21 protein-coding genes are annotated in these 23,534 nt (G+C 71.7%); 8 read left to right on the top strand and 13 right to left on the bottom strand.

Annotated features, from left to right (window positions below):
- Positions 1-19: 19 nt before the first annotated feature.
- The 3 genes from AC1DWH_RS04365 (at position 20) to AC1DWH_RS04355 (ending at position 1,340) form a co-directional block, all read left to right on the top strand.
- Entirely contained in the window at positions 20-637 is a 618-nt protein-coding gene (locus AC1DWH_RS04365) for a CG0192-related protein (RefSeq protein ID WP_477092627.1), read from the top strand.
- Between the two features lie 198 nt (positions 638-835).
- On the top strand, positions 836-1,036 hold the full coding sequence (locus tag AC1DWH_RS04360; RefSeq protein ID WP_477092626.1) for a hypothetical protein: 201 nt from the start codon (positions 836-838) through the stop codon (positions 1,034-1,036).
- Between the two features lie 91 nt (positions 1,037-1,127).
- Complete coding sequence (locus AC1DWH_RS04355; protein WP_456847133.1) at positions 1,128-1,340, top strand: dodecin family protein; 213 nt, start codon at positions 1,128-1,130, stop codon at positions 1,338-1,340.
- A gap of 197 nt (positions 1,341-1,537) precedes the next feature.
- On the opposite strand, the gene AC1DWH_RS04350 is transcribed toward AC1DWH_RS04355, so the two are convergent.
- Positions 1,538-1,711: a hypothetical protein gene (locus AC1DWH_RS04350; RefSeq protein ID WP_477092625.1), complete on the bottom strand. Its 174-nt coding sequence runs from the start codon at positions 1,709-1,711 to the stop codon at positions 1,538-1,540.
- A 119-nt stretch (positions 1,712-1,830) separates the two neighbouring features.
- Entirely contained in the window at positions 1,831-2,781 is a 951-nt protein-coding gene (locus AC1DWH_RS04345) for an ANTAR domain-containing protein (RefSeq protein ID WP_477092624.1), read from the bottom strand.
- Between the two features lie 268 nt (positions 2,782-3,049).
- Between AC1DWH_RS04345 and AC1DWH_RS04340 the strand changes: the two genes are divergently transcribed.
- Positions 3,050-3,205: a hypothetical protein gene (locus tag AC1DWH_RS04340; protein ID WP_477092623.1), complete on the top strand. Its 156-nt coding sequence runs from the start codon at positions 3,050-3,052 to the stop codon at positions 3,203-3,205.
- Positions 3,206-3,546: 341 nt separating this feature from the next.
- Entirely contained in the window at positions 3,547-4,002 is a 456-nt protein-coding gene (locus AC1DWH_RS04335; RefSeq protein WP_477092622.1) for a methylglyoxal synthase, read from the top strand.
- Positions 4,003-4,114: 112 nt separating this feature from the next.
- Here AC1DWH_RS04335 and AC1DWH_RS04330 read toward each other — a convergent pair whose 3' ends face one another.
- The 9 genes from AC1DWH_RS04330 to AC1DWH_RS04290 all read right to left on the bottom strand — a co-directional run bounded on the left by AC1DWH_RS04330 (position 4,115) and on the right by AC1DWH_RS04290 (position 16,335).
- Positions 4,115-5,335 (bottom strand): FAD-dependent monooxygenase, encoded by a 1,221-nt coding sequence (locus tag AC1DWH_RS04330; RefSeq protein WP_477092621.1) that lies wholly within the window; start codon positions 5,333-5,335, stop codon positions 4,115-4,117.
- 87 nt (positions 5,336-5,422) lie between these two features.
- Complete coding sequence (locus AC1DWH_RS04325; protein ID WP_477092620.1) at positions 5,423-6,073, bottom strand: hypothetical protein; 651 nt, start codon at positions 6,071-6,073, stop codon at positions 5,423-5,425.
- A gap of 6 nt (positions 6,074-6,079) precedes the next feature.
- Positions 6,080-8,233 carry a winged helix-turn-helix domain-containing protein gene (locus tag AC1DWH_RS04320; RefSeq protein ID WP_477092619.1) on the bottom strand — a complete coding sequence of 718 codons (2,154 nt, stop codon included), beginning with the start codon at positions 8,231-8,233 and terminating at the stop codon, positions 6,080-6,082.
- A 101-nt stretch (positions 8,234-8,334) separates the two neighbouring features.
- Positions 8,335-9,645 (bottom strand): NAD(P)/FAD-dependent oxidoreductase, encoded by a 1,311-nt coding sequence (locus tag AC1DWH_RS04315; protein ID WP_477092618.1) that lies wholly within the window; start codon positions 9,643-9,645, stop codon positions 8,335-8,337.
- Complete coding sequence (locus AC1DWH_RS04310) at positions 9,642-11,510, bottom strand: glycoside hydrolase family 15 protein (RefSeq protein ID WP_477092617.1); 1,869 nt, start codon at positions 11,508-11,510, stop codon at positions 9,642-9,644. The genes AC1DWH_RS04315 and AC1DWH_RS04310 overlap by 4 nt, the downstream gene beginning before the upstream one ends.
- Before the next feature lie 21 nt (positions 11,511-11,531).
- On the bottom strand, positions 11,532-13,082 hold the full coding sequence (locus AC1DWH_RS04305) for a GMC oxidoreductase (protein WP_477092616.1): 1,551 nt from the start codon (positions 13,080-13,082) through the stop codon (positions 11,532-11,534).
- 10 nt (positions 13,083-13,092) lie between these two features.
- The gene (locus tag AC1DWH_RS04300; RefSeq protein ID WP_456845215.1) at positions 13,093-13,860 is read right to left on the bottom strand and encodes a glucose 1-dehydrogenase; all 768 of its coding nucleotides are present in this window, start codon (positions 13,858-13,860) and stop codon (positions 13,093-13,095) included.
- Entirely contained in the window at positions 13,857-14,912 is a 1,056-nt protein-coding gene (gene cydB, locus AC1DWH_RS04295; protein WP_477092615.1) for a cytochrome d ubiquinol oxidase subunit II, read from the bottom strand. Before cydB ends, AC1DWH_RS04300 begins: the two co-directional genes overlap by 4 nt.
- Before the next feature lie 13 nt (positions 14,913-14,925).
- The gene (locus AC1DWH_RS04290) at positions 14,926-16,335 is read right to left on the bottom strand and encodes a cytochrome ubiquinol oxidase subunit I (protein WP_477092614.1); all 1,410 of its coding nucleotides are present in this window, start codon (positions 16,333-16,335) and stop codon (positions 14,926-14,928) included.
- Between the two features lie 211 nt (positions 16,336-16,546).
- On the opposite strand from AC1DWH_RS04290, the gene AC1DWH_RS04285 reads away from it, so the two are divergent.
- Together AC1DWH_RS04285 and AC1DWH_RS04280 are read left to right on the top strand one after the other, a co-directional pair.
- Positions 16,547-17,467 (top strand): aldose 1-epimerase family protein, encoded by a 921-nt coding sequence (locus AC1DWH_RS04285; RefSeq protein WP_477092613.1) that lies wholly within the window; start codon positions 16,547-16,549, stop codon positions 17,465-17,467.
- A complete protein-coding gene (locus AC1DWH_RS04280; protein WP_477092612.1) occupies positions 17,464-18,666 on the top strand; it encodes an MFS transporter in 1,203 nt (400 codons plus the stop codon). The genes AC1DWH_RS04285 and AC1DWH_RS04280 overlap by 4 nt, the downstream gene beginning before the upstream one ends.
- Before the next feature lie 10 nt (positions 18,667-18,676).
- Here AC1DWH_RS04280 and AC1DWH_RS04275 read toward each other — a convergent pair whose 3' ends face one another.
- The gene (locus AC1DWH_RS04275; protein ID WP_477092611.1) at positions 18,677-20,554 is read right to left on the bottom strand and encodes a phosphoenolpyruvate carboxykinase (GTP); all 1,878 of its coding nucleotides are present in this window, start codon (positions 20,552-20,554) and stop codon (positions 18,677-18,679) included.
- A gap of 131 nt (positions 20,555-20,685) precedes the next feature.
- Here AC1DWH_RS04275 and AC1DWH_RS04270 point away from each other — a divergent pair, with 131 nt between their 5' ends.
- The gene (locus AC1DWH_RS04270; RefSeq protein ID WP_477092610.1) at positions 20,686-22,170 is read left to right on the top strand and encodes a helix-turn-helix domain-containing protein; all 1,485 of its coding nucleotides are present in this window, start codon (positions 20,686-20,688) and stop codon (positions 22,168-22,170) included.
- On the opposite strand, the gene AC1DWH_RS04265 is transcribed toward AC1DWH_RS04270, so the two are convergent.
- Positions 22,167-23,483: a hemopexin repeat-containing protein gene (locus AC1DWH_RS04265; RefSeq protein WP_477092609.1), complete on the bottom strand. Its 1,317-nt coding sequence runs from the start codon at positions 23,481-23,483 to the stop codon at positions 22,167-22,169. The two genes, AC1DWH_RS04270 and AC1DWH_RS04265, sit on opposite strands and share 4 nt — an antisense overlap.
- Positions 23,484-23,534: the final 51 nt, after the last annotated feature.

Genomic DNA, 23,534 nt, shown 5'->3' with positions numbered 1-23,534 from the left:
TCGGCGCTAGGGTCGGCCGATGGCCCTGATCCATCGCGCCTCCATCCGTCCGACCAAGGCCGAGCTGCTCGCCGACTGGGTTCCGACTCAGCCCTGGGGTGAGCGGGAGCTCACGCTCGTCGGTGCGTACCGGTTCGACGACCCGGACGGCGAGGTCGGCATCGAGACGCACGTCCTGTCGACCGCCGACGGGCACCTGCTCCAGGCCCCGCTGACCTATCGCGGCGCGCCGCTGGACGGAGCGGACCAGTTTCTCGTCTGCACCATGGAGCACTCGGTGCTCGGGCGACGGTGGATCTACGACGCGCCCGGGGACCCCGTCTACGCGCGAGTGCTCGCGTCGGTGCTGCTGGGGGGCGCCCGTCAGGCCGAGGAGCTCGTCGAGGGCGCCGACGCACCCCGCGAGCCGAGCGTGCGCGTGACCGCGAGCGGCTCTGGCTCGCGTGCCGTCCCGCCTGTCGACGACGTGATCGCGTCCTCGGACGGCTCGACGACCGTGCTGGAGTTGGCGGGAGGCCTGCGCCTCGTCGTCTGCCGTCGCCTCGACCGGCAGGCCACTCCCGCCGATCACGAGTCCACCCTCACGGGCACGTGGTCGGGGGTCGACGCGCCCGTCGTGCTCGCCTACGTCGCCTGACGCGCTGCTCGCACCGGGGAAGCCGGAGCTCCGCACCATGCGGTCCGGCCATCAGCCGTCCCCGGCGTGCGTGCACATCGCGCGACGTCGCTACCGTACGTGCACTCGTTCCGGCGTGCGCTGCCCGGCGGGGCGCCGCACGATGGACCGGGCGTCCTGCAGTGTGCGCCGAGCTCTGATCCGCCAGGTGCGGCTCGGGTGGAGGTCACCGTGTGGGCATTCTTCTTCCGGCGGGTCCGGCTGTTCCTCGTCATCGCGATCGTCCTGCCGGTCGCGGCGTCGGTCGCGCGTCGGCTGGCGGAGCGGATCGAGCGCCGGACCGAGGGCTCGACGTTCGGGTCGCGCTTGTTGCGCACGATCGAGCGGACGGCGGGCCGCGCGCGTTCGATGCTCCGGTGAGACGCCTCGGCCGGTGCGTCGCTCCAGACCATGGTGGTGGCGCCCGACCGCGACGAGTATGGAGTGGTCGGTACCGGGCTACGAGAGGGCCATGACCATGAGCGTGTATCGCGTGATCGACGTCATCGGGACGAGCACGTCGTCCTGGGAGGAGGCGGCCAAGGAGGCGATCAGCACGGCGGGCGGGTCGCTGCACGACCTTCGCGTGGCCGAGGTGACCAAGCAGGACGTCGTCGTCGGCGACGCCGGGGACCTCCTGTTCCGCACCCGCATCCAGCTGTCGTTCAAGTACAAGCCCGAGTAGGCCGCTATCGCGCGCCGCGCCGGCTCCAGCGCACCGAGCGGATGCTCTGCGAACGCCACAGGGCGGCGATCGCGTGGGCGAGACGCGAGATGGTCGGGCTGTGTCCGGGCATCGCTGACCTCCTCGCTCAGCCGCCCGGACGGGCGGCGCCGTGCTGACAGGACCCGGACGGGGCATCGCCCCGCCCGGGTCGAGGCCTAACGAAGGTCGCCGGGCTCGTCGCGATCGGGCACGCGGTCGTCGTCGCCGACCAGGGGGATGCCGAAGCCGATGCGCTCGTCGTCGTCGGGAACGCGGTCGTCGCGCTGGTCGTCGTCCGAACGGAACGGGTCGTCGTGACCCGAGACGGGGTCCGGTGTGGTCTCGCTCATCGTGCTCTCCAGGGGGTGCTGGCTGTGGACCGCGCTGCTCGAGCCCTGGTGGCGCGGGCGCGACGTCGCGCTCCGCCAGATCTGATCATGCGCCGCTCGCCGCCGACCCGCGACCGGGTTCAGCGGTGGGCGGCGAGTGGCGACCGCGCCGCCGAGGCGGGCTCGCGGCCGCCGGCAGTCCCGCCGCCCGGACCTCCGACGATCGTGACGCAGACGTGCTGTTCTGCAGCACGTCGAAGTGTCGCCACGATGACCTCGGCGGCAGCGGGGCCGATGCGGTGGGCGCCACGCAGGTCGACGACGACGCGGTCGCCACGGCCGCGTCGCAGGAGCATCGCGATGGCTGCAGCCAGCTCGTCGCGGTTCGACAGGTCGACGGCTCCGGTGACGCGGAGCGTCGGGGTGTCACCCCGGTCGTCCAGGTGGATCCCGAGCGGTGTTCCGCCGGACGGACACGGGAGCGGGCCCGCGGTGCCGGAGAGCGCGGCGCACACCGACTCGTCGATGAGCTCGCGGGAACGGCCGTCGAGCCCGGCCCCGACGGACGCGACGATGCGGGTGGCGAGCGTGCGAAGTCGCACGTTGCGTTGCTGCGAGCTGGATCGGAGCATGTCGAACGCGGCGGCGTCGTCGACGCCGTAGGCGACCATGAGCACGCCCTTGGCCTGGTCGATCGCGGCGCGGGACTCCAGGGCGATGGCGAGCTGCTCGTTGACGAGGGCTGCCACCGCGCTCTCGCGGCCGGGTGAGCCGTCGACGACGAAGCCGGACGTCCCGATGATGCCCGCCGGCCCCTCGTTGGCGAGGACCAGCGACACGCGGTGCTCGCAACCCAGGGTGTCGACGAGCCGGTACTCGCAGCTGCGCGCCTCGAGATCGCCGTCCGTCTCGACGGCGTCGGTCACGACCGCTCTGTCCTCCGGATGGACGTGGGACAAGAACACCCCGGTCGTCGGCACGACGTCACCCGGCCGCATGCCGTGGATGCGGAACATCTCGTCGGACCACCACCAGCGGTCCGCGGTCGGTGTGAACCGGAAACGACCCGCCCGCGTCGTCGACGCGCTCATCGAACTCACCTCGAACCCGCCGGTGACCGGGACTCCTGCGCCCCGGGGCTGGTCCTGAACCCGGGAGAAGTTCCGACAGATCACCGTCGATTGTCACCAAAGAGCCTAGATCCAATCTGCCCCCGTGACGGCGTTGTCCGGGACCTCCTCGAGTCACCGGCGGCAAGCCCGTGCTCCGAGGTCTCGACCGGCCGGATCGGCCGGTCGGACGTACGGTCGAGAGCGAGAGGACGGCGACCGTCCGCGCTGACGAAGGAGACAGCAACGCATGAACACCGACACCCCCCAGGTCCCCGACGACGAGACCCGGGCGCACGCCACGGAACCGGCGGAAGGTGACGTCGCCGGCGCACCGGTGGACGACGTCGACGACCGCCGGCACGCCAGCGAACCCGCCGAGGGCGAGGACGTTCCCGGCTCCTGATCGCGACGTGGCCGGGTACCAGCGGCCGTGGCGTGACCTCTACGCCATCGGCGCGGTGGTCTCGTGGTCTGGACGAACTTCGTCGGCCGCGGCCAGGAGTGTGCGCTCTGCTGACCACCATGTGCGGAGCCTGAGATTCGCGCTCGGCGGTGCCGGGAGCGCTCGAACAGGTGACACGTGCAGGTCAGACGTCCAGGGCGTCACGCCGCCGATCGAGGCTCGGAGGACGCCGTGCACCATGCACCGAGCAGCGGCGCCCTCGTACGCTGGACGCGGCCCGTGACGTGGGCACGTCCTCCGCCGGGTCGCCTGGTGGAGCCGATCTGCGCCCTGGAGGTGCCATGAACGGAACGAGCAGTCCGCGCGACATCGCGCTCGTCGCGCACGACAACAAGAAGGTCGAGCTCCTGCGCTGGGCCGAGTACAACCGCGGGACGCTCGCGCAGCACCGGCTCTACGCCACCGGAACCACCGGCACGATGCTCGAGTACGAGCTGGGCCTCCCGGTGCACCGCTTCCTGTCCGGTCCGGTGGGCGGCGACCAGCAGATCGGCGCACGGATCGCCGAGGGCACCATCAGCATGCTGATCTTCTTCTGGGACCCGCTCGAGCCGCAGCCGCACGACCCGGACGTCAAGGCTCTGCTGCGCATCGCGACGGTCTGGAACGTGCCCATGGCATGCAACGTCTCCACGGCGGACATGATCATCTCGTCGCCGCTCCTGTCCGGCGACTACGAGAACACCCGCCCGGACCTGGGCCCGCGCTCGTGGGAGGGCACGCCCGAGGAGACCTGATGCCGCCGAGATGCGCCGACATCCAGGGGAGCCGAGCCGCGACCAGCCGACCGTCGGCAGGGCCGTGATCCAGCGGCCCGCCGCACGGGAGCGGGAGGTGGCGCGGCACTACTCAGCTGTCGAGCGTGAGGTGGATCGAGCTGAGCGCCCGGGCCGGCGTCGCCTGCAGCTGGAAGAGGCGGCGCTGCACGGTCGGAGGCAGATGTGCCACCACGCGAATGAGCTCCGGCAGGAGCCGGACCTGGATGCGGGTACGGGGGATCAGGGTCGACATGATCGTCGGGCCGATGGCGCGTGACCTCTCGGCGAGCTCGCGCATGCGTTCCTCGTAGGCGCGCAGACCTGCCTCGTGGTGGTGGCGCGCCTGCGCCAGCTCCTGCGCGAGGACGTAGGCGCCGACCAGGGCGACGCTGGTGCCCCCGCCCACGGCTGGGCCTGGCGAGTAGCCGGCGTCACCGACGAGGGCGACCCGTCCGTTCGTCCAGGTGTCCATCACGATCTGGGAGATCGAGTCGAAGTAGAAGTCCTCGGCGGTATCCATCTCGGCAAGCAGCCGAGGGACCTCCCAGCTGTCGTGGGCATAGATCTGGTGCAGCGCCCGCCGCTGTCCTTCGGCGTCGCGGTGATCGAGCTCGAGCTCGGCGTCGCGCCGGAACAGGAAGCCGCCTCTGGCCGACGTCGTCCCGTGGACGGGGTAGACCGCGGCGACCCGGCCAGGTGCGTTCCAGACCAGCATGCGTCCGTCCAGGTCGAGGTAGTTGGGGATCGCCGCGAAGGCGAGGTAGCCCCCGAGGAATCGACGGAACTGTCCCTCGGGCCCGAACACCAGTCCGCGGACGATCGAGTGGAGCCCGTCGGCTCCTATCACGAGGTCGAACCGGGCGGTGGGCCCGTGCTCGAACGTCACGTCGACGCCGTCGGGCTCGTCGTGGATCGATCGGATCGAGTCCTCGAACACGTAGTCCACGTCGTCTCGCGTCGCCTGGTAGAGGATGCTGGCCAGCTCGCCGCGCATGATCTCGACGTGCCGCCCGGAGATCCCTGCGACGAGGTGGCTCATCGGGATGTCGATCTCGCGCCGGCCGTGACGCTGGAACGACACGACATCGGTCCGGGTGCGTGCCTCGTCGATCGCGGGAAGCGCGCCCGTCCACGCGGCGACATCGATCGCCGGCCCGAACAGGTCCACGGCGTGGCCGCTCGTCCTCACTCGGGCCAATGGCATCCGCTCGACGACGGTCACGTCGAAGCCGCGCTGGTTGAGCCAGTACGCGGCCATCGGGCCCGCGACGCTGGCGCCCGAGATCAGGATGCGCCGGGCGGGCCGAGGCATGTCGTCCACGGTAGCGCGCGGTGTCCCGGCGGTGTCCGAGCCGAGGACCTTCCGACCTGAACACGGATCAGTGCGTCGACCACCCGGTCACGTCAGGATGTTCACCGCCCGCGCCAGCACGACGGCGAACGTGGCGAGCGCGACGGTCGACTCCCACGCCATCAGCATCTTCGCCGTCCTGCTCAGCGGCATCGTGTCCGTCGGCGAGAACGCCACGAGGTTGGTGATCGCGACGTAGAGGTAGTCGAGGAACCGCGGCTGCCAGCTGTCGAACTGGTCGGAGTACTCGCGGATCGCGTCCTGCGTGAACCAGAACGACATCCGCTCGACGTCCGGCTGCGCGCGGCCGTTGGGGCCGCCCCGGTCGAGCTGCCAGAACAGCAGCGCGAACCCGACCGTCATGACGACGAGGATCTGGGCGCCCTCGGCGAGCAGCTGCTGGACGCTGACGGGCCGGACCGAGATCACGTCCGTGATGAGCAGTGCCGCCGAGGAGGTCCCCGAGACGCAGAGCACGAGCGCGAGCGCGTAGCGCAGAGGGTCCACCCGCCTGCGCGCCTGCAGGACGCCGTCGGCGACGATGATCGCGACCGCGAGGGCGACCTCGATGATCGGCACCAGGAGCAGGGGGCCGAGCACGATGCGGTCGCGCATCAGCACCTGGGCGAGAACGGCCACGGCGACCGCGCTCAAGGGGGCGAGGCGGGCGCTGAGCGGTGCGTACGCGGACTCGCTCACGGACGCCTACGAGCTCGTGCCGTCCAGCAGCTCCCACTGGGCGACCGCCTCGCTGCGGGAGGAGACGCCGAGCTTGCGGTAGCTCGAGATCGCCTGCGTCTTGACGGTGTTGCGGGAGACGCCGAGGCGCTCGGCGATGCGGGGGAACGTGAGGTGCGTAGCCAGGAGCGGCATGAGGCGCACCTCGGCGGGAGTCAGGGCGTCGGGGCGACCGCTCGAGGCGGCGTCGCGCACCTGGGCGTCGAGCGTGGCCGCACGTTCGGGTAGGTCGCCCAGCCCGGGTCGTCGGTGCAGGATCTCCTGCGCCTGCCGCACGACCGCCGACGCCTCGTGGAGATCGCCGACGCCCAGCAGCGCCTGCCCCATGGTCAGCAGCGCCTGCGTCGAGACGACAGGCAGGGCATACGTCAGCAGGGGTCGCAGGGCGACGGCATCGCGCAGGTGAACGACGGCGTCCTGTCGCAGCCCGAGGTGGACCGCGGTGCGCGCCGCCCAGGCGTGCACGAGCGCGCTGGTCCAGTAGGAGCCGTACCGTCCGGCGGCCACGATGGCGGAGGCCCGACGGACGTCGGGCACCGCCGACGTCCAGTCGCCGCGCTCGACGGCCACGGTCGCCCGTTCGCAGAGCACCATCGCGACGACGGGATGGATCCCGGCGAGCTCGGCGGCCTCGAGGGCGTCGAGGAACTGGTCGTCGGCCCGGTCGGGGTCGCCCTCGAGCAGAGCCGCGAGCCCCTCGGTGTGCCGCATGGTGGCCCGGAAGGGGCTCGAGGGCGACAGTCCGTCCCATGCCTCCCGTGCGTCGAGCTGCATCTGGGCCGTCCCCCTGCGCGCCTCGATCGCGCGCAGGTACGCGAGCGTGCCCGCGACCGTCGAGCCGTCCGAGAGCGTGCCCGTCCGGGACGTCGCCGTCGCCATCGCGGACCACTGCTCTGCGCGCGCCGGCTGTCCGAGCAGCGCGAACGTGAGCGCGGCGTGCGCCGCGATCGCCGGGAAGGTGCGCACGTCCCGGGCTTCCTCGAGCCACGACATCCAGCGCTCGACCGACTCGATCCGACCGCTCGCCCACGTCGCCTGGGCCCGGTCGAGCACCAGGCGTGCCAGCTCGGGGACGTCCCCGCCCGCGTGCGCGTGCTCGATGGCCAGGTCGGGCTCACCGTTGCCCGCGAGCCAGCGGGACGCGCGCTGGTGCAGCTCGGGGACCAGCGTGGGCTCCTTGCGGTGCAGATCGCCGCTCAGGAGCTGGTGGAGCAGCGGGTGGCACCGGTAGAGCTCGCCGTCCCGGTCCACCGCCTCGATGACCCCGTGCGCCTCGAGGTGCTCGAGCGCTGTGCCGGAGGACCGGGTCTGCAGGACCGCGTCGCAGACCGGGCCCGAGAGCTCGTCGAGGATGGAGCAGCGGACCAGCAGGGCCCTCTCGCGCGCCCCGACCCCCGCCAGCACCTCGCTGCGCAGGTAGTCGCGCATGAACTTGTCGTTGCCCGTGAACGAGAGAGGCACGCCGTGGTCGTGGATCGCCATGCCGGCGAGCATCACGGCGACGGGCCAGCCCAGGGTGTTCTCATGGAGCGACGCCGCCTCCTCGGCGGTGAGCCGCACCCCGGAGCGTGCCAGGACCTCGACCTCCTCGTCGGGCAGCAGCGCGAGCTCGGTCGGACCGACCTCGAGCAGGTCGCCGGAGGCGCGCAGCCGGGCGAGCGGCAACCGTGGCGTCGCGCGCGAGGCCAGCCCGACGCGCCACGTTCCCGGCAGGCGGTCGATCACGTCGGTGAGCACGTTCAGGCTTCCCGCGCGCGTGATCGTCTGGACGTCGTCGAGCAGGAGCGTCCGCGACGGGCTCCCGCCGACAGCAGCGACGAGGCCGGCGACGCTGTCGACCACGGCTCCGGCGCCCGCGGCCCGGCCGAGGGCGGCGAGAAGCATCGCGGGATCGTTGTCGTCGCCCGTGCAGGTGTGCCACGCGGCGGCGTCGCCGACCCGGTCGGCCCACTGGCCGAGCAGCGCCGACTTGCCGTACCCCGGCCCGGCGACGATCGCGACGACCCCGGCGGTCGAGCTGGTGAGGGAGTCGACGAGCGTGCTGCGGAGGATCAGCCCGACTCCCGCACGCCGACGGCTGAGGGACTCCGCCGCACGCCGGGGGGTCGATGACTTCCCCACGGCGGACAAACCGGTCCGAACGTGACGTTCCCCCACGCAAGGCACGTTACAGCCCCGCCCCGCGGGCGCCGCAACCCCTCCGGTCGGACTGGCGAAGGCCGTCACTCCGGACGGGGACCGTCGAGGTCGATGTGCGGGACGTCGTCGCTGTCGTCGCCCCAGGCGATTCGTCGGGGGGCGTCGTGCGACTCGACGGTCGCGGCGTGGTCGCGGTCGAAGTAGTCCCACGCCCAGCTCAGGAACGCGTCGGTACGGCTGTGCACGCCGCTCAGCAGCATCGCGTGCACCCCGAGCCAGGCGGCGAAGGCGAGGGGCCCGTCCACCTCGTGCCGGTGCGCGCCCACCTCGGCGACGGCGGCGTTGCGGCCGATCATCGCCATGATGCCCTTGTCCTTGTAGTGGAACGGCGCGAGCCGGTCGCCCTGTTCGGAGCGCAGGATGTTCTGCGCCGCCCACCGGCCGGACTGCTGGGCGACCGAGCCGAGCTGGGGGAGCGTCGGCGCCCCGTGCTTGGGACCCGACGGGATGTTCGCGACGTCGCCGACGGCCCACACGCCGGGGAAGCCCTCGACGCCGAGGTCCGGCCGGACGTCGATCCGCCCCCCGCGGCCCGTGCTCTCGCCCGCGTCCTGGGCGATGACCGAGGCGGACTCGCCGCCCGCCCAGATGACCGTCGCCGTGGGCAGGGTGGTCCCGTCGTCGAGCTCGACACGGTCGGCGTGGACGGCCGCGACCCCCGTGCCCAGCCGGAGCTCGACCCCGCCCTTGGTGAGGTGGTGGTGCGCGTACTTCTGCGCGTGCTCGGAGAACTGACCGAGCACGGCCTGCCCGCGGTCGACCAGGTGCACGCGGACGTCGTCGGGCACCCGGCCCTGCGTCTTGAGCGCGGCGACCAGCTCGGCGAGGGCCCCGGAGACCTCGACCCCCGTCGGCCCACCGCCGACCACGACGACGTCGCGCGCGTGCGGCCCGCTGGCGTGGACGCTCTCCTCGACCATCAGCGCGCGGTGGTGGCGGCGCAGGCGCTCGGCGTCCGCGACCGAGTAGAGCGGGAAGGCGTGCTCCCGCGCGCCGGGGACGCCGAAGAAGTTCGGTCGCCCGCCGGCGGCGATCACGAGGTGGTCCGCGGACAGCGACCGGCCGTCGTCGAGGACGAGGGTGACGTCCGCGAGCGAGGCCTGCGCGACGCCCTGGACGACCACGTCGACCGACGGGACCTCGGCGAAGATGGTCCGCAGAGGCCGCGCGATGTCCTCGGCCGGCAGCTGCGACGTGGCCACCTGGTAGAGGAGCGGCTGGAACTGGTGGTAGTCGGCGCGGTCGACCAACGTCACGTGGACGCCCGCCTCGCCCAGGGTCTGGGCGGCGGCGACACCCGCCAGCCCACCCCCGAGCACGATCACGTCCGTCACAGCGACATCTCCTGGACGCGCTCGGCGAGGATGATCCGGGCGGCGGCCTCGATGAGCGCGAGGTGCGAGAACGCCTGCGGGATGTTGCCCAGGTGGCGTGCGGCGTCGACCTCGAACTCCTCGGCGTACAGGCCGAACGGGGAGGCGATCCGCAGCAGCCGCTCCATGAGGTCGAGGGCCCGCTGCTTCTCGCCCACGACCATGAGGGCGGAGACCAGCCAGAACGAGCAGATGACGAACGTGCCCTCCTTGCCGGACATGCCGTCGTCGGTCTCGTCCGTCTTGTACCGGAGTACGAAGCCGTTCTCGGAGAGCTCGTCGGCGATGGCCAGGACGCTCGCGTGCAGCCTCTTGTCGGTCCCGGGCAGCAGCCCGAAGTGCGCCGCGAGCAGGTTGGAGGCGTCCAGCGCGTCCGTGTCGTAGTGCTGCCGCAGCACGCCCCGGTCGCTGACACCGTGCTCGAGGATGTCGGCCTTGATCTCCGCCGCGGTCGCGGCCCAGCTCGACTGCAGGTCGGGCTCGCCGCGGATGCCGGCGAGCTGGGCGGCACGGTCCATGGCGACCCAGCACATGATCTTCGACGAGACGTAGTGCTGCGGCTTGCCGCGGGCCTCCCAGATGCCCTGGTCGGGCTGCTGCCAGACGGCCGCCGCGCACTCGGCCTGGGCCTTGACGATGGGCCAGAGCCGCGCGGGCAGGCGTTCGCTGCGCCGCGTGTGCAGCAGGATCGAGTCCAGCACCGAGCCGTAGACGTCGTTCTGCTTCTGGTCGAAGGCACCGTTCCCGAGGCGGACCGGCCGCGCCCCTTGGTATCCGGTCAGCTCGTCGCGGGTGCTCTCGGTGAGATCGCGCCGGCCGTCGATGCCGTACATGATCTGCAGCGCGCCGTCCTGGTCGGGCTCGATGTCGGCGACGAACTGCATGAACTCGTCGGCCTCCCAGTCGAGCCGCAGGTAGTGCAGCGCCTGCAGCGTGAACGTCGAGTCGCGCATCCAGGTGTACCGGTAGTCCCAGTTGCGCTCGCCGCCGGGGGTCTCGGGCAGTGAGGTCGTCAGCGCCGCGACCGTGGCGCCGGTCGGCATGTAGGTCAGACCCTTGATCACCAGGGCGGAGCGCTCGACGTAGGGCCGCAGGCGGTGGTCGGGCATCAGGGCCCGGCTCAGCCAGCGGCGCCAGAAGTCCCGCGTCGCCGCGATGCGCGCCACCGCGTCCTGCGCATCGGTCGGGCCGTCCAACGAGGCGGCCCACGACAGCGAGCAGAACACGGTCTCGCCCGCCGAGAGCTCGTGCCGGCCGCGCAACGAGTCGCCCTCGACGCCGAGCGCCAGGTCCGAGTGCAGCCGCATCGTCACGCCGCCCCCGGTGATGTCCGCGGTGTGGCCGTCCGCCGCATCCAGGGACCACGGTTCCCGGCTCCGGCCGTAGTCGAACGCCGGGTCGCAGACGAGCTCGATCCGCACCGAGCCCTCGAGGCACGTGGCGGTCCGCACCAGCACGTGCTCGGCGTCGTCGTCGGCCGGCGGGCGCGTGTGCGGGGTCGTCTCGTCGGGCCCCTCGCGCCGGCCCATCGTGAGCGCATCGCGGATCTCGACCCAGCCCGACGGCGTGTGCCACGTGGTGACGAGCACGTTGGTCCCGGGGTCGTAGGCGCGCGACGTCGGCACGTTGATCCCGTACGGCGCGAACCTGAAGTAGCCGGCGCCGCGGTCGAGCAGGCTGCCGAACACGCTCTGGCTGTCGAACCTGGGCACGCACAGCCAGTCGATCGACCCGTCTGGCGCCACGAGCGCCCCGGTGTGGCAGTCGGAGAGGAAGGCGTACTGCGCGATCGGAGGGAAGGGCGAGTCGGGGCTGTTCGAGTCCATGGGGGTCTCCTCGGGTGGGTCTCAGCCGAGCCGGGCGAGCAGGTGGTCGCCGACGCGCAGCGCGTTCGCCATGGCGGTGAGCGCCGGGTTCACGGCACCGATGCTGGGGAAGAAGCTGGTGTCGACCACGTAGAGGTTGTCCACCTCGTGCGTGCGGCAGTCGCGGTCGAGCACCGACGTCGCGGGGTCGGCGCCGAACCGGACGGTGCCGGCCTGGTGGGCGCAGCCCGCGACCGGGATGTCGTTCTTCATGTACATGTCGCGCGGGACCAGGTGGTGCGGGTGCATGCCGAGGTGCCCGAGGTTGCCCTTCACGCGGCTGTAGAGCTCCTCGAGCGGCTGCCGGTTGTTCGGGGTGTAGGTCAGCACGATGTCGCCGTGGTTGCCCAGCGTCACGCGGTTGTCGGGGTCGGGCAGGTCCTCGGCCGACAGCCAGAAGTCGACCGCGTGCTCCGCCACCTCGCCGAGCGCGAACAGCGGCGCGAGCTTCGCGATGGGCTTCTCGCCGCGGTACATGGGGGCCGACGACTTGCCGACCATCTGCACGTTGCCCATCGGGAACGCGAAGTGCTCGTCGCCGAAGTAGTAGTCGTTGACGCCGAGGGTCTTCTGGAACCGGGTGTCGTTGCGCTCGATCGAGACCGCCAGGAACGCTCGGCTGTTGTGGAACATGTAGTGCCGGCCGACATGGTCGGACCCGTTCGCGAGCCCGTTGGGGTGCCGGTCGTTGGCGCTGGCGAGCAGCAGCTTCGCCGAGTTGGCGGCGCCCGCGGAGACCACGACGACGTCGCCGGAGAACCGCTGCTCGACACCGTCGACGTCCGCGACGACCGAGGTGACGGCGTGCCCGGAGTCGTCGGTCTCCAGGCGGCGCACCTCGGCGTTGCGGACCAGCGTGACGTTGGCGTGCTCCACGGCGGGCCGCACCGCGATGACCTCGGCGTCGGACTTGGCGTGCAGCAGGCACGCGAACCCGTCGCACGTGGCGGTGCGGATGCACGGGCTGTAGGCGGGGTTGGCCTCGTTGAGCATGATCCCCGAGGGGGAGTGGAACGGGTGCAGACCGATCGCGCCCATGTCGTCGAAGAGCTGCTGGATGCGGGGCTCGTGGGAGACGGGCGGGTAGGGGTAGGGGCCGCTCGCCGGAGGCTCGGTGGGATCCTCGCCGCGCGCGCCGTGCACCTGGTACAGCTCCTCGGCCTGGGTGTAGTACGGCTCGAACTCGTCGTACCCGACCGGCCATGCGGGGGAGATGCCGCCGTGGTGCTGCAGCTCGCCGAAGTCCTTCTCGCGCAGCCGGTAGAGCGCGGCGCCGTAGAACTTGGTCGCGCCGCCCACGTTGTAGTGCACCTGCGGCTGGAACGACCTGCCCTCGTGGTCGTACCAGGTGTCCTTGGAGATGTACCGGTTCTTGACGAACACCTCCGTCGCGTCCCAGTTCTCCAGCTCGCGCGGGAGCCAGTCGCCGCGCTCGAGGATCAGGATCTTCTTGCCCGACGGGGCCAGGCGGTGCGCGAGGGTCCCGCCGCCCGCGCCCGACCCGATGATGACGACGTCGTAGTGCTCGGTCATCTCGTCCGCCTCACAGACCAGGGCTGCTGTGCATGATGCCGCCGTCGGCGAAGACCGTCGTGGCGGTGAGGTAGCTGGCGCCGTCGCCGGCGAGGAAGGCGACGAGGCTGGCGATCTCCTCCGGCTGCGCCATCCGGCCCAGCGGGATCGCGGCGTCGAGCGTCTTCATCTTCTCGGGGTCGTTCATGGTCGCCGTGTTGATCGGCGTCGCCACCGCGCCGGGTCCGACCCCGACCACCTGCACGCCGTACGGGCCGAGCTCGACGCCCGCCGTCCGGGTGAGCATCCGCATGCCGCCCTTGGACAGGCAGTACGCGGTGTTCCCCGGCATCGGCCAGTCCTCGTGCACCGAGGTCATGTTGATGATCCGGCCGCCCGTGCCCTGCTTGATCATCTGCTTGGCGGCGATCTGGGTGCCGAAGAACGCGCTCTTGAGGTTGATGTCCATGACGCGCTCGTACTGCGCCTCGGTGGTGTCCAGCACGGACGTGCGCGTCTCGATCCCGGCGTTGTTGACCATGATGTCGAGGTGCCCGAACGCCTCGACGGTGCGGGCCACCAGCATCTCGAGGTCCGCGACCTTGCTGACGTCGGCGTCGACCCCGATCGCCTGGTCGCCCAGGGCGTGCACCTGCTTCTCCAGCTCCTCCGTCGCCTCGGGGTGCGCGACGAAGTCGATGACGATGTTCGCGCCGGCCTCGGCCAGGGCGAGCACCACGGCCTTCCCGATGCCGCTGTTGCCTCCGGTGACGACCGCTACTTTCCCGTGCAGGCTCATGTGAGTGCTCCTTCGTCGAGGGGTGCGGACGGGCCCGTCGACGGGTCCGGTGGTGCGGACGTCGGCGGGCCGATGACCCGCCGACGGAAGACGACGTACGTCCAGCCCTGGTAGAGCAGGACGACGGGCACGAGGACCAGCGCGACGACGCTCATCACCTGCAGCGCGTACGTTCCCGACGCGGTGCCGGTCACGGTGAGGCTGTCGGTCGCCGACGTGCTCGACACCAGGACGTTCGGGTAGAGGTTGGCGAACAGGGTCACGACCGTCAGCGCGATACCGAGCGCCGTGGAGGTGAACGCCCAGCCCTCACGGCGCGCCCGCGAGAGGGCGCCGGCCACCAGCACGGCGACGACCGCGAGCACCGGCGGCAGGACACCGCGGACCGCGGGTGCGTCGGACACCGACGGCGTCCACACCGCCAGCCCGAGCAGCAGCAGGACGGCCGGCACGTGGGTGACGGCGACCGCGCGGTGGGCGCGACGACGCACGTCGCCGTCGGTGCGCAGGGCCAGGAACGTGGCGCCGTGCAGCAGGCACAGCGCGACGAGCGTGATGCCGACCAGCAGGCCGTACCCGGTGATCGAGTCGACGACGGAGCCGGTGAACTCCTCGGAGGAGTCCACGGGCATCCCGGCCAGGAGGTTGCCGAGCGCGACGCCCAGCAGCAGCGGGCACAGCGCGCTGCCGATCGTCAGGCTCCACGACCACGTCTGGCGCCACCGGGTCGCCTCCATGCGCCCACGGAACTCGAACGAGACGCCGCGGGCGATGAGCGCGACGAGCAGCACCACCAGCGGCAGGTACATCGCGGAGAACCACGTGGCGTACCAGCTGGGGAAGGCGGCGAAGATCGCGGCCGCGCCGACGATCAGCCAGACCTCGTTCCCGTCCCAGAACGGGCCGATCGTGTTGATCGCGACGCGCTGCTCGGTGTCGGTGCGTCCCACGACCTTGTGCAGCATGCCGACGCCGAAGTCGAACCCCTCGAGCACGAAGAAGCCGGTCCAGAGGAACGCGACGACGAGGAACCACAGGTCGGGCAACGTCATCGTGACTCCTCCTTCAGAAGGTCAGGGCCGGGACGCGCGGCTGCCCTCTGTCACCGGTGTGCTCGGGCTCGTCCGGCTCCTCGAGCTCCAGCCCGCGGCGGGCGAACCGCATCATCAGGTACACGTTGACCGCGCCGAGGAGCAGGAAGACGCCGTAGAAGACGACGAGGCTGATCACCAGCTCCGTCGTGCCGACCGACGGCGAGACCCCGTCGGACGTCTTCATCAGGCCCTGGACGATCCACGGCTGGCGGCCGTTCTCCGTGAGCATCCAGCCGGCCGTGTTCATGAGGAACGGAGCCGCCACGGCCCATGTCGCGACGAACAGGAACACGCGCGCCGTCGGTAGTCGTCGTCGCCAGATCAGCCACAGCCCCCACAGCGCGACGAGCGCGGCGAGGGAGCCCAGGTACGCCATGACCCGCATCGACCAGTACTGCACGAAGACGTTCGGCACGTAGTTCCCCGGGCCGTACTGCTCCTGGTACTGCGCGTTGAGCTCGTTGAGACCCTGCACCTCGCCGTCCCACGTCCCGGTCGCGAGGATCGACAGCAGGTGGGGGATCTCGATGATCTTGGTGGGGTCCTGGTCGTTGTTGCCGCCGCCGATCTGGAACGCGGAGAACGAGCAGGGCTGGCACGTGTCCCACTGCGCCTCCGCCGCGGAGATCTTCATCGGCTGGTACGTCGCCTCGATGACTCCGAGGTGGCTGCCGACCCCGAGCGCCAGCAGGATCGACGGCAGCAGGACGGCGATCGACACCTTCGCCGAGCGCAGGAACACCTCCTCGTGGTGCTTGCGACGCAGGTACCAGGCGGAGACGCCGAGCATGAGCACTGACCCGGTGACCAGGGACGCGGTGAGCACGTGCGCGTACCCCCACAGGAAGACCGGGTTGGTCATCACCGCCCCGATGTCCGAGAGCTCGGGCCGGCCCGTCGACTGGTCGACCGTGTACCCGACCGGGTTCTGCATCCACGAGTTCGCGGCCATGATGAACGCCGCCGAGCCCGCCGCCCCCAGCGCCACGAGCCACACGGTCAGCAGGTGGATCCCGCGGGGGAGCACGTTCCAGCCGAAGACCCACAGCCCGATGAACGTCGACTCGAGGAAGAAGGCGGCTAGCCCCTCCATCGCGAGCGGCGCCCCGAACACGTCGCCGACGTACCGGGAGTAGGCCGACCAGTTCATGCCGAACTCGAACTCCTGGATCAGGCCGGTCACCACACCGACCGCCACGTTGATCAGCAGGAGCGTGCCGAAGAACTTGGTCAGCCGCTTGTGGTCGGGGTTGCCGGACCGGAACCACATCGTGTGGAGGACCGCGACCAGGAACCCCAGCCCGATCGTGATGGGCACGAAGAGGAAGTGGTAGATGCTCGTCGACGCGAACTGCAGACGGGCCAGGTCCAGGTCAGACACCCGACCTCCCCCCATCGCTCGAGAGACACGCGCGGACGCCTACCGACCGGTCGAGCGTCGCACCCGGCTCAGCGGCCGAGCATCATCCCGTCGGGATGAAAGGGGAGGTGGCCTGACGGCGGTGATCGGTGGCATCGTCGGGGTCGTCCATGGGCTCGACGCTGAGGGGAACACTCGTGGAGGACATCAGAGAGCCGCAGGACGTGACGTCATGAGCGCCGCCCCGCCCTCGGGGCGGCAGTACGTCATCATGGCGGGCGACCACGAGGCGGTCGTCACGCAGGTCGGCGCGACGCTCCGGGAGTGCGTGCTCGACGCCCGGGCGGTGCTCGACGGCTTCGGCGTCGACGAGCGGGCGCCCGACGGACGTGGCCAGGTGCTCGCGCCCTTCCCCAACCGGTTGGCCGGCGGCCGCTACACCTTCGGTGGACGCACGTGCCAGGTCGCGATGGACGAGCCGGAGAAGGGCAACGCGATCCACGGCATGGTCCGCTGGCTGGACTGGTCGGAGGTCTCGTTCACGGAGCACGACGTCGTGCTCGCGTGCGTCCTGCGCCCGCAGCCCGGCTACGCGTGGGAGCTCAGCCTGCAGGTGGGCTACCACCTCTCCGTCGACGGGCTCACCGTTGTCGCGTCGGCACGGAACTCCGGTGGCGAGCCGGCCCCGTTCGCGATGGGGTTCCATCCGTACCTGGGCCTCGGCGCCGCGCTCGAGGGCCTGGAGCTGCTCGTGCCCGCGGAGAGCCACTCCCCGGTGCCGGCCGACCGCGACGAGCGGCCGACCCCGGTCGACGTGACCGGGTCGCACCTCGACTTCCGGGCGCCGCGGGCCGTCGGACCGGAGGTGCTGGACACCGTCTTCGGTGACCTGGTGCGCGGCCAGGACGGTCGGGCCGTCGCCCAGCTGATCGACCCCGCCGACGGGCGGAGCGTCCGGCTCTGGGTCGACGAGGCGTTCCCATACCTCATGGTCTACTCGGCCGACGGCGTGCTCCCGGCGGAGCGGCGCCGCCGTGCGATGGCCGTCGAGCCGATGACCTGCCCGCCGCACGCGTTCCGGTCCGGGGCGGACCTGCTCACGCTGGCACCGGGGGAGTCCTGGAGCGGGTCGTGGGGGCTCTCGGTGGGATGAGGACCGTCGACGCCGCCCCCCGCGCGCGATCGGTCCTCGTCTACGGCGCAGGGCTGGTCCAGGGGCTGGCGCTCGTCTCGTTCCCCGCCGCGAGCTCGATCCTCATCAGCCCCACCGGCTACGACCTGAGCACCACCCAGTACGGGCTGATGTTCGTCCCGCAGGTCGTCCTGGCGATCACCGGGGCGGCGACCTCCCCGCTCCTGGCGGCGCGCTGGTCGTTGCAGCGCGTCCTGCAGGTCGGCCTGGTCTCGAACCTGCTCGCGATGCTGCTGCTGGTCCTCAGCCAGGCGGTGTCGACGTCGCCCGCCGCGTACCCGGTGCTGCTCTGCGCCACCGGAGCGCTGGGGTTCGGGTTCGGTACCACCGTCCCGGCGCTGAACACGTTGGCCGCCCGGCTGGCCCCGTCGAACCAGGACCGCTCGATCCTCACCCTGAACGCCCTGCTCGGCACGGGCACCGCGCTGGCGCCGCTGCTCATCGCCCTGTTCCTCGCGCTCGGCGCCTGGTGGCTCCTGCCGGTGCTCGCCGCCGTGGGGCTGGGGGTCTTCCTCGTCCTCGCCGTGCGGACCACCCTGGACGCCGGCCCGAAGCCGGAGCGCACGGGCGCCCGGCAGAAGCTGCCCGGCCGGTTCTGGTGGTACGCCGCTGCTGCCGTGCTCTACGGCGTGTGCGAGACGCTCTTCGGCAACTGGTCGAGCGTGTACCTCACGGGCGAGCGCGCGCTCTCGGCGCAGGTCGCGTCACTCGCGCTGGCCGCGTTCTGGGCGTGCGTGACCCTCGGCCGCGTGATCGTCGCCGCGCTCACCACGCGCGTCCCGCCGACCGTGGTCTTCGTCGTGCTGCCGGTGCTGATCGCCGCCACGAACCTCGCCGTGTCCTCGGCGCACAGCGCGGTGGTCGCGGTCCTCGCGTTCGCCGCCGCCGGGTTCGCCTGCTCCGCGATGCTCCCGCTCAACCTGAGCCTGGCCGGCGAGGAGTTCCCGCGGCTGGGCGCCACGTCGTCGGGTGAGCTCATCGCGGCCTACCAGGTGGGCTACGGCGTCGCGGCGTTCGGCGTCGCACCCCTCGAGAGCCTGACCGGGATCGGCCTGGCCGGCGTCTACCTCGTCGGCGCCGGCGTGGCGGTCGGCCTCGCCGTGACCGCACGCGTGATCACGGCCGGCAGGCCGCGGGTCGCTGCGGCCTCCGCGGCCTGACGGCGCTCGGTCAGCGGCCGCGCAGCAGCGCGGCGCGGAGCCGGGCGAGCCGGTCGAGCAGCGCGGGCGGGACCCGGTCGCCGAACAGCGCGAAGAACTCCTCGGTCAGGTCGGCCTCCCGTGTCCACGAGTCGGCGTCGACGGCGAACAGCTGCGCGAGCGCGTCGTCGTCGATGTCGAGGCCGTCCAGGTTCAGCGCGCCCGGCGAGGGCAGCAGACCGACGGGGCTGGGCACGGCGCCGTGGTCGGTGCGCAGGCCGCGGGCGCGGTCCACCTGGTCGACCATCCACGCGAGCACCCGGGAGTTCTCGCCGAACCCGGGCCACAGGAAGTCGCCCTGGTCGTCCTTGCGGAACCAGTTCACCTGGAACACGAGCGGCCGCTGCGCGCGGTCGAGGGCCGCGCCGATCCGCAGCCAGTGCGCCCAGTGGTCGGCCATGTCGTAGCCGCAGAACGGCATCATCGCGAACGGGTCGCGGCGCAGCTCGCCCACCAGGCCCTCGGCGGCGGCGGTGCGCTCGGAGGAGATCGTGGCGCCCATGAACACGCCGTGCTCCCAGCTCTCCGCCTGCGCCACCAGCGGCACGTTGGTCGCGCGGCGCCCGCCGAAGACGATCGCGTCCAGCCGCACGCCCTCGGGGTCGTCCCAGCCGTCGGCGATCGTCGGGCACTGGGCGGCCGCGACGGTGAACCGGGAGTTCGGGTGCGCGGCGGGGCGACCGGACTGCGGCGTCCAGTCCTGCCCGGTCCAGTCGACCAGGTGCGCGGGCGGCTCGGGGGTCAGGCCCTCCCACCAGACGTCACCGTCGTCGGTGAGCGCGACGTTGGTGAAGATCGTGTCGCGGCTCAGCGTCTCGATGGCCGCCGGGTTGGTCGTCGGGCCCGTGCCCGGCGCGACCCCGAAGAAGCCGGCCTCCGGGTTGATGGCCCGCAGCGAGCCGTCGGCCGCCGGCCGCAGCCACGCGATGTCGTCGCCGATCGTCTCCACCCGCCAGCCCGGCAGCGTGGGGCGCAGCATGGCGAGGTTCGTCTTGCCGCACGCCGAGGGGAACGCGGCGGCGACGTGGTACCGGCGACCGTGCGGCGACGTGAGCCGGATGAGCAGCATGTGCTCGGCCAGCCACCCCTCGTCTCGGCCGATCACCGAGGCGATGCGCAGGGCGAAGCACTTCTTGCCGAGGAGCGCGTTGCCGCCGTAGCCCGAGCCGAACGACCAGATCTCGCGGGTCTCGGGGAAGTGGACGACGTACTTCGACGCGTTGCAGGGCCACGGCACGTCCGCGGTGCCGGGCTCGAGCGGCGCACCGACCGAGTGCACCGCGGGGACGAACGGGGTGCCGGCCTCGACCAGGTCGAGCACGTCGCGGCCCACCCGGGTCATCACGCGCATGCTGACGACGACGTAGGGCGAGTCGGTGACCTGCACACCCACGTGCGACAGCGGTCCGCCGACGGGTCCCATCGAGAACGGCACCACGTACATGGTCCGCCCGCGCATGCTGCCCGCGAACACCCCGTCGAGCTCGGCGCGCATTGCCGTGGGCTCGCGCCAGTTGTTGGTCGGCCCGGCGTCCGACTCCTCGACCGGGCAGACGAACGTGCGCGACTCGATGCGGGCGACGTCGTCGGGGTCCGACCGTGCGAGGTAGCTGCCGGGGCGCAGCTCGGGGTCCAGGGGGAGGAGCGTGCCGGTGCGCACCATCTGGGCGACCAGTGCGTCGCGCTCCTCGTCCGAACCGTCGCACCAGACCACCGCGTCGGGCTCGGTGAGCCCGGCGACGGCGTCGACCCACGCGTGGACGTCGCCGAGCACCGCGGCCGACGTGACGTCGGGGACCGTCGTGGTGCCGGTCTGGAGGGTGACGGGCTGTTCGGCCAGCATGGTCATCGTCTTCGGTCTCCTTCGGCGGGCCCTCGTCGGCCCGTTCGCTTCGTTCTGTCCATCGTGTCGTCAAGCCGCAGAGGTCTCCGGGCAGGTAGAGACGTCAAGTTCGCCACTTCTTGACATAGAGTCACGTTGTGGCCGCACAGGACAGTGACGTGGACAACATCGACGCGACGGGTGCACCCGACGCCCTCACGCTCGGCCGCCGGCTAAGGCACTTGCGCAAGGCACGCGGGATGACCCTCGACGACCTCGGCCGGCAGGTCGGGGTGACGTCCAGCCTGCTCTCCCTCTTCGAGAACGGTCGGCGCGAGCCCCGGCTCGTGCTGCTGCGCAGCCTGGCGACCGCGCTCGACGTGACGGTCGCCGACCTGCTCGACGCGGAGCCGCCGTCGCGACGGGCCGCGCTCGAGATCGCGCTGGACCGCGCGCAGCGGTCGGCGGGCTTCGAGCGACTCTCGCTGCCCGCCGTGCGCCCGGGCCGGTCCTTGCCCTTGCCCGTGCTCGAGCAGATCGTCGGCCTGCACGCCGAGCTGGCCCGGCGCGACCTCGAGGCGGTCGCGACCCCCGAGGAGGCCCGCCGTGCCAACACGCAGATCCGACTCGAGCGCCAGCAGCGCGACAACTACCTGCCCGAGATCGAGCGGCTCGCCGAGACCATGGCGCGCAAGGCCGGGTACACGTCGGGCGCGCTCACGCACCGGGCGGTGTCCCGGATGGCGGAGCAGCTCGGCTTCGCGATCATCCACGTCGACGACCTGCCCAGCTCCACCCGGACAGTCACCGACCTCGAGCACGGCCGGGTCTACCTGCCGCCCGCGTCGACCCCCGGCGGCCACGGGCTCAGGTCGCTCGCGCTGCAGGCCATCGCGCACCGCGTGCTCGGGCACCGCCGCCCGACGTCGTACGACGACTTCCTGCGCCAGCGCATGGAGACCACCTACTTCGCGTCCTGCTGCCTCATGCCCGAGACCGCCACCGTCCAGCACCTCCAGCAGGCCAAGAAGGAGAAGGACCTGGCGATCGAGGACCTGCGCGACGCGTTCGGCGTGACGCACGAGGCGGCGGCGCAGCGGTTCACCAGCCTGGCGACCCACCACCTCGGCATCCCCGTGCACTTCGTACGGCTGGGCGGCGACGGCGCGATCTACCGCGCCTACGCGAACGACGGGCTGCCGCTGCCGACCGACGTGACGGGTGCGATCGAGGGGCAGCTCGTGTGCCGGAGCTGGGGGGTGCGCCGCGCGTTGACCCGGCGCGACCGCACGTCCGAGTCCTACCAGTACACCGACACCCCGGCGGGCACGTTCTGGTGCTCCACGCAGACGGGCTCGGGCGCGACGGGCCAGCTGGCGCTCACGGTCGGGGTGCCCTTCTCGTCGGCCACGTGGTTCCGGGGCCGCGACACCAAGGTCCGCCACCAGTCCACCTGCCCCGACGAGGCGTGCTGCCGCCGCCCGCCGGAGAGCGCCGCCGCCCGCTGGCAGGACGCGTCGTGGCCCAGCGCCCGGATCCACCAGCAGGTGTTCACGGCGCTGCCCACCGGGGCCTTCCCGGGCGTCGACGCCCGCGAGGTGTACGCGTTCCTCGACCGCCACGCCCCGCAGGTGGGTGGCTAGATCCTCGTCTTGCCCACCTGCATGTGGATGTGTTCCTGGTGGTGGGAGCGGAGCGTCCCGCCGGGACCGTCGATGTAGTCGGGGTGGATCACGTAGCCGCCCAGGTCGCCGATCCGCGTGCGGGGCCACTTGTTGGCCGGGCCGATCCCGTTGCACTCGCACTCGAACGTGGCGAAGCACAGGGCCGTCCGGAACAGCAGGTTGGCCAGCGCGTCCACGGCGGGATCGAGCCGCTCGGCCGACCCGGCGACGACGGGCCGGTTGCCCCAGTCCGCCAGCACCCGCTTGTCGAACGCGACGCCGTCGAGCGTGCCCTGGACCCCCGCGAAGTCGAGCGCCCGGCCCTGGTTGTGGCAGTCGTTCGGCGTCCCGCTGCCGTGGCCGATGCCCATGTGCAGGATCGCGGAGACGTCCGGGGGCGACGAGTTCAGCCACCGGGTCAGCCGGTACAGCGCGACGAGCATCCGCTGGTCGACGTTGTCGATGAGCGTCTGCGCGCCGCCCACGTACTGGTAGGCGATCCCTCCGATGGTCGTCGGCTGGACGACCACGTGCGTGGCCGGCTGGGGCGTGGCGATCCCCGTCTGCCAGTCCCCGGAGTACGGCGTGCTGGCCGCCCTCAGCGCGACCTTGCCGGCCTGGATGAGGTAGCCCATGACGGTGTTGGCCTCGGGCAGGGTCAGGTCGCGCGCCGCCGTCAGCGTTGCCGCCGGGACGGGCTCGAGCTGCAGGGTGCCGATGGAGCCCTGGCCGTCCACGGCGTCGGTGTCCACGTTGTAGCGGCGGTACTCCGACCCCTTGAAGAAGTACGCGTACGTCCCGCCCTGGTAGAGCGCCGCGTCGACGCCGTCGTCCCACAGGCCCTGCCACGCGCCGGCGATCGGCCGCGGGTAGTTGTCGTCGACCCGGTCGAGCGTGATGTCGTAGCGCAGGTAGTCGGGGCCGCAGAAGAAGTAGAGCTTGCCGGTGCCCCAGTTCAGGACCGCGTCGATCTGCGCGGCATCGACGCCCGGCCAGTACTGCGAGGTGGTGAACGGGGTGTGGGGGGGCAGGTAGTCGGCCTCGACACCCTCCGGGCCGTTGCTGCCGGTCTCGTACCGGACGTACTCGTCGCCGTAGAAGAAGTACGCCTTCCCGAACCCGTAGTAGACGGCGGCATCGGCCACCTCGGGCCGGAGCCCCGGCCAGTTCGTCATGGGCAGGTCGTTCTGCTCGGGCAGGCCGCTGAGGAAGTCGAGGCGGGTGTAGGTGCCGTCCTGGAACAGGTACGCCTTGCCGTTCGGGAGCGCGATGGCGCACATGCCGCGACTCATGGATCCGCCCCCTCGGCTCGTCTCTTTGCAGTCTGTTCCTGCCCACGACAG

The organism is Cellulomonas sp. P2_F12 (assembly GCF_056403775.1).
Note: the sequence above shows the minus strand (reverse complement) of the source record. Positions and strands in the feature narration are given on the sequence as shown.

What these genes read in the sequence shown, in the direction of transcription:
- AC1DWH_RS04365 (WP_477092627.1), top strand. Translation starts at nt 20, where the DNA reads ATGGCCCTGATCCATCGCGCCTCCATCCGTCCGACCAAGGCCGAGCTG.
- AC1DWH_RS04350 (WP_477092625.1), bottom strand. Translation starts at nt 1,711, where the DNA reads ATGAGCGAGACCACACCGGACCCCGTCTCGGGTCACGACGACCCGTTC.
- AC1DWH_RS04265 (WP_477092609.1), bottom strand. Translation starts at nt 23,483, where the DNA reads ATGAGTCGCGGCATGTGCGCCATCGCGCTCCCGAACGGCAAGGCGTAC.
- cydB (WP_477092615.1), bottom strand. Translation starts at nt 14,912, where the DNA reads ATGACGTTGCCCGACCTGTGGTTCCTCGTCGTCGCGTTCCTCTGGACC.
- AC1DWH_RS04300 (WP_456845215.1), bottom strand. Translation starts at nt 13,860, where the DNA reads ATGAGCCTGCACGGGAAAGTAGCGGTCGTCACCGGAGGCAACAGCGGC.
- AC1DWH_RS04340 (WP_477092623.1), top strand. Translation starts at nt 3,050, where the DNA reads ATGAACACCGACACCCCCCAGGTCCCCGACGACGAGACCCGGGCGCAC.
- AC1DWH_RS04330 (WP_477092621.1), bottom strand. Translation starts at nt 5,335, where the DNA reads ATGCCTCGGCCCGCCCGGCGCATCCTGATCTCGGGCGCCAGCGTCGCG.
- AC1DWH_RS04310 (WP_477092617.1), bottom strand. Translation starts at nt 11,510, where the DNA reads ATGGACTCGAACAGCCCCGACTCGCCCTTCCCTCCGATCGCGCAGTAC.
- AC1DWH_RS04275 (WP_477092611.1), bottom strand. Translation starts at nt 20,554, where the DNA reads ATGACCATGCTGGCCGAACAGCCCGTCACCCTCCAGACCGGCACCACG.
- AC1DWH_RS04355 (WP_456847133.1), top strand. Translation starts at nt 1,128, where the DNA reads ATGACCATGAGCGTGTATCGCGTGATCGACGTCATCGGGACGAGCACG.
- AC1DWH_RS04305 (WP_477092616.1), bottom strand. Translation starts at nt 13,082, where the DNA reads ATGACCGAGCACTACGACGTCGTCATCATCGGGTCGGGCGCGGGCGGC.
- AC1DWH_RS04335 (WP_477092622.1), top strand. Translation starts at nt 3,547, where the DNA reads ATGAACGGAACGAGCAGTCCGCGCGACATCGCGCTCGTCGCGCACGAC.
- AC1DWH_RS04285 (WP_477092613.1), top strand. Translation starts at nt 16,547, where the DNA reads ATGAGCGCCGCCCCGCCCTCGGGGCGGCAGTACGTCATCATGGCGGGC.
- AC1DWH_RS04280 (WP_477092612.1), top strand. Translation starts at nt 17,464, where the DNA reads ATGAGGACCGTCGACGCCGCCCCCCGCGCGCGATCGGTCCTCGTCTAC.
- AC1DWH_RS04345 (WP_477092624.1), bottom strand. Translation starts at nt 2,781, where the DNA reads ATGAGCGCGTCGACGACGCGGGCGGGTCGTTTCCGGTTCACACCGACC.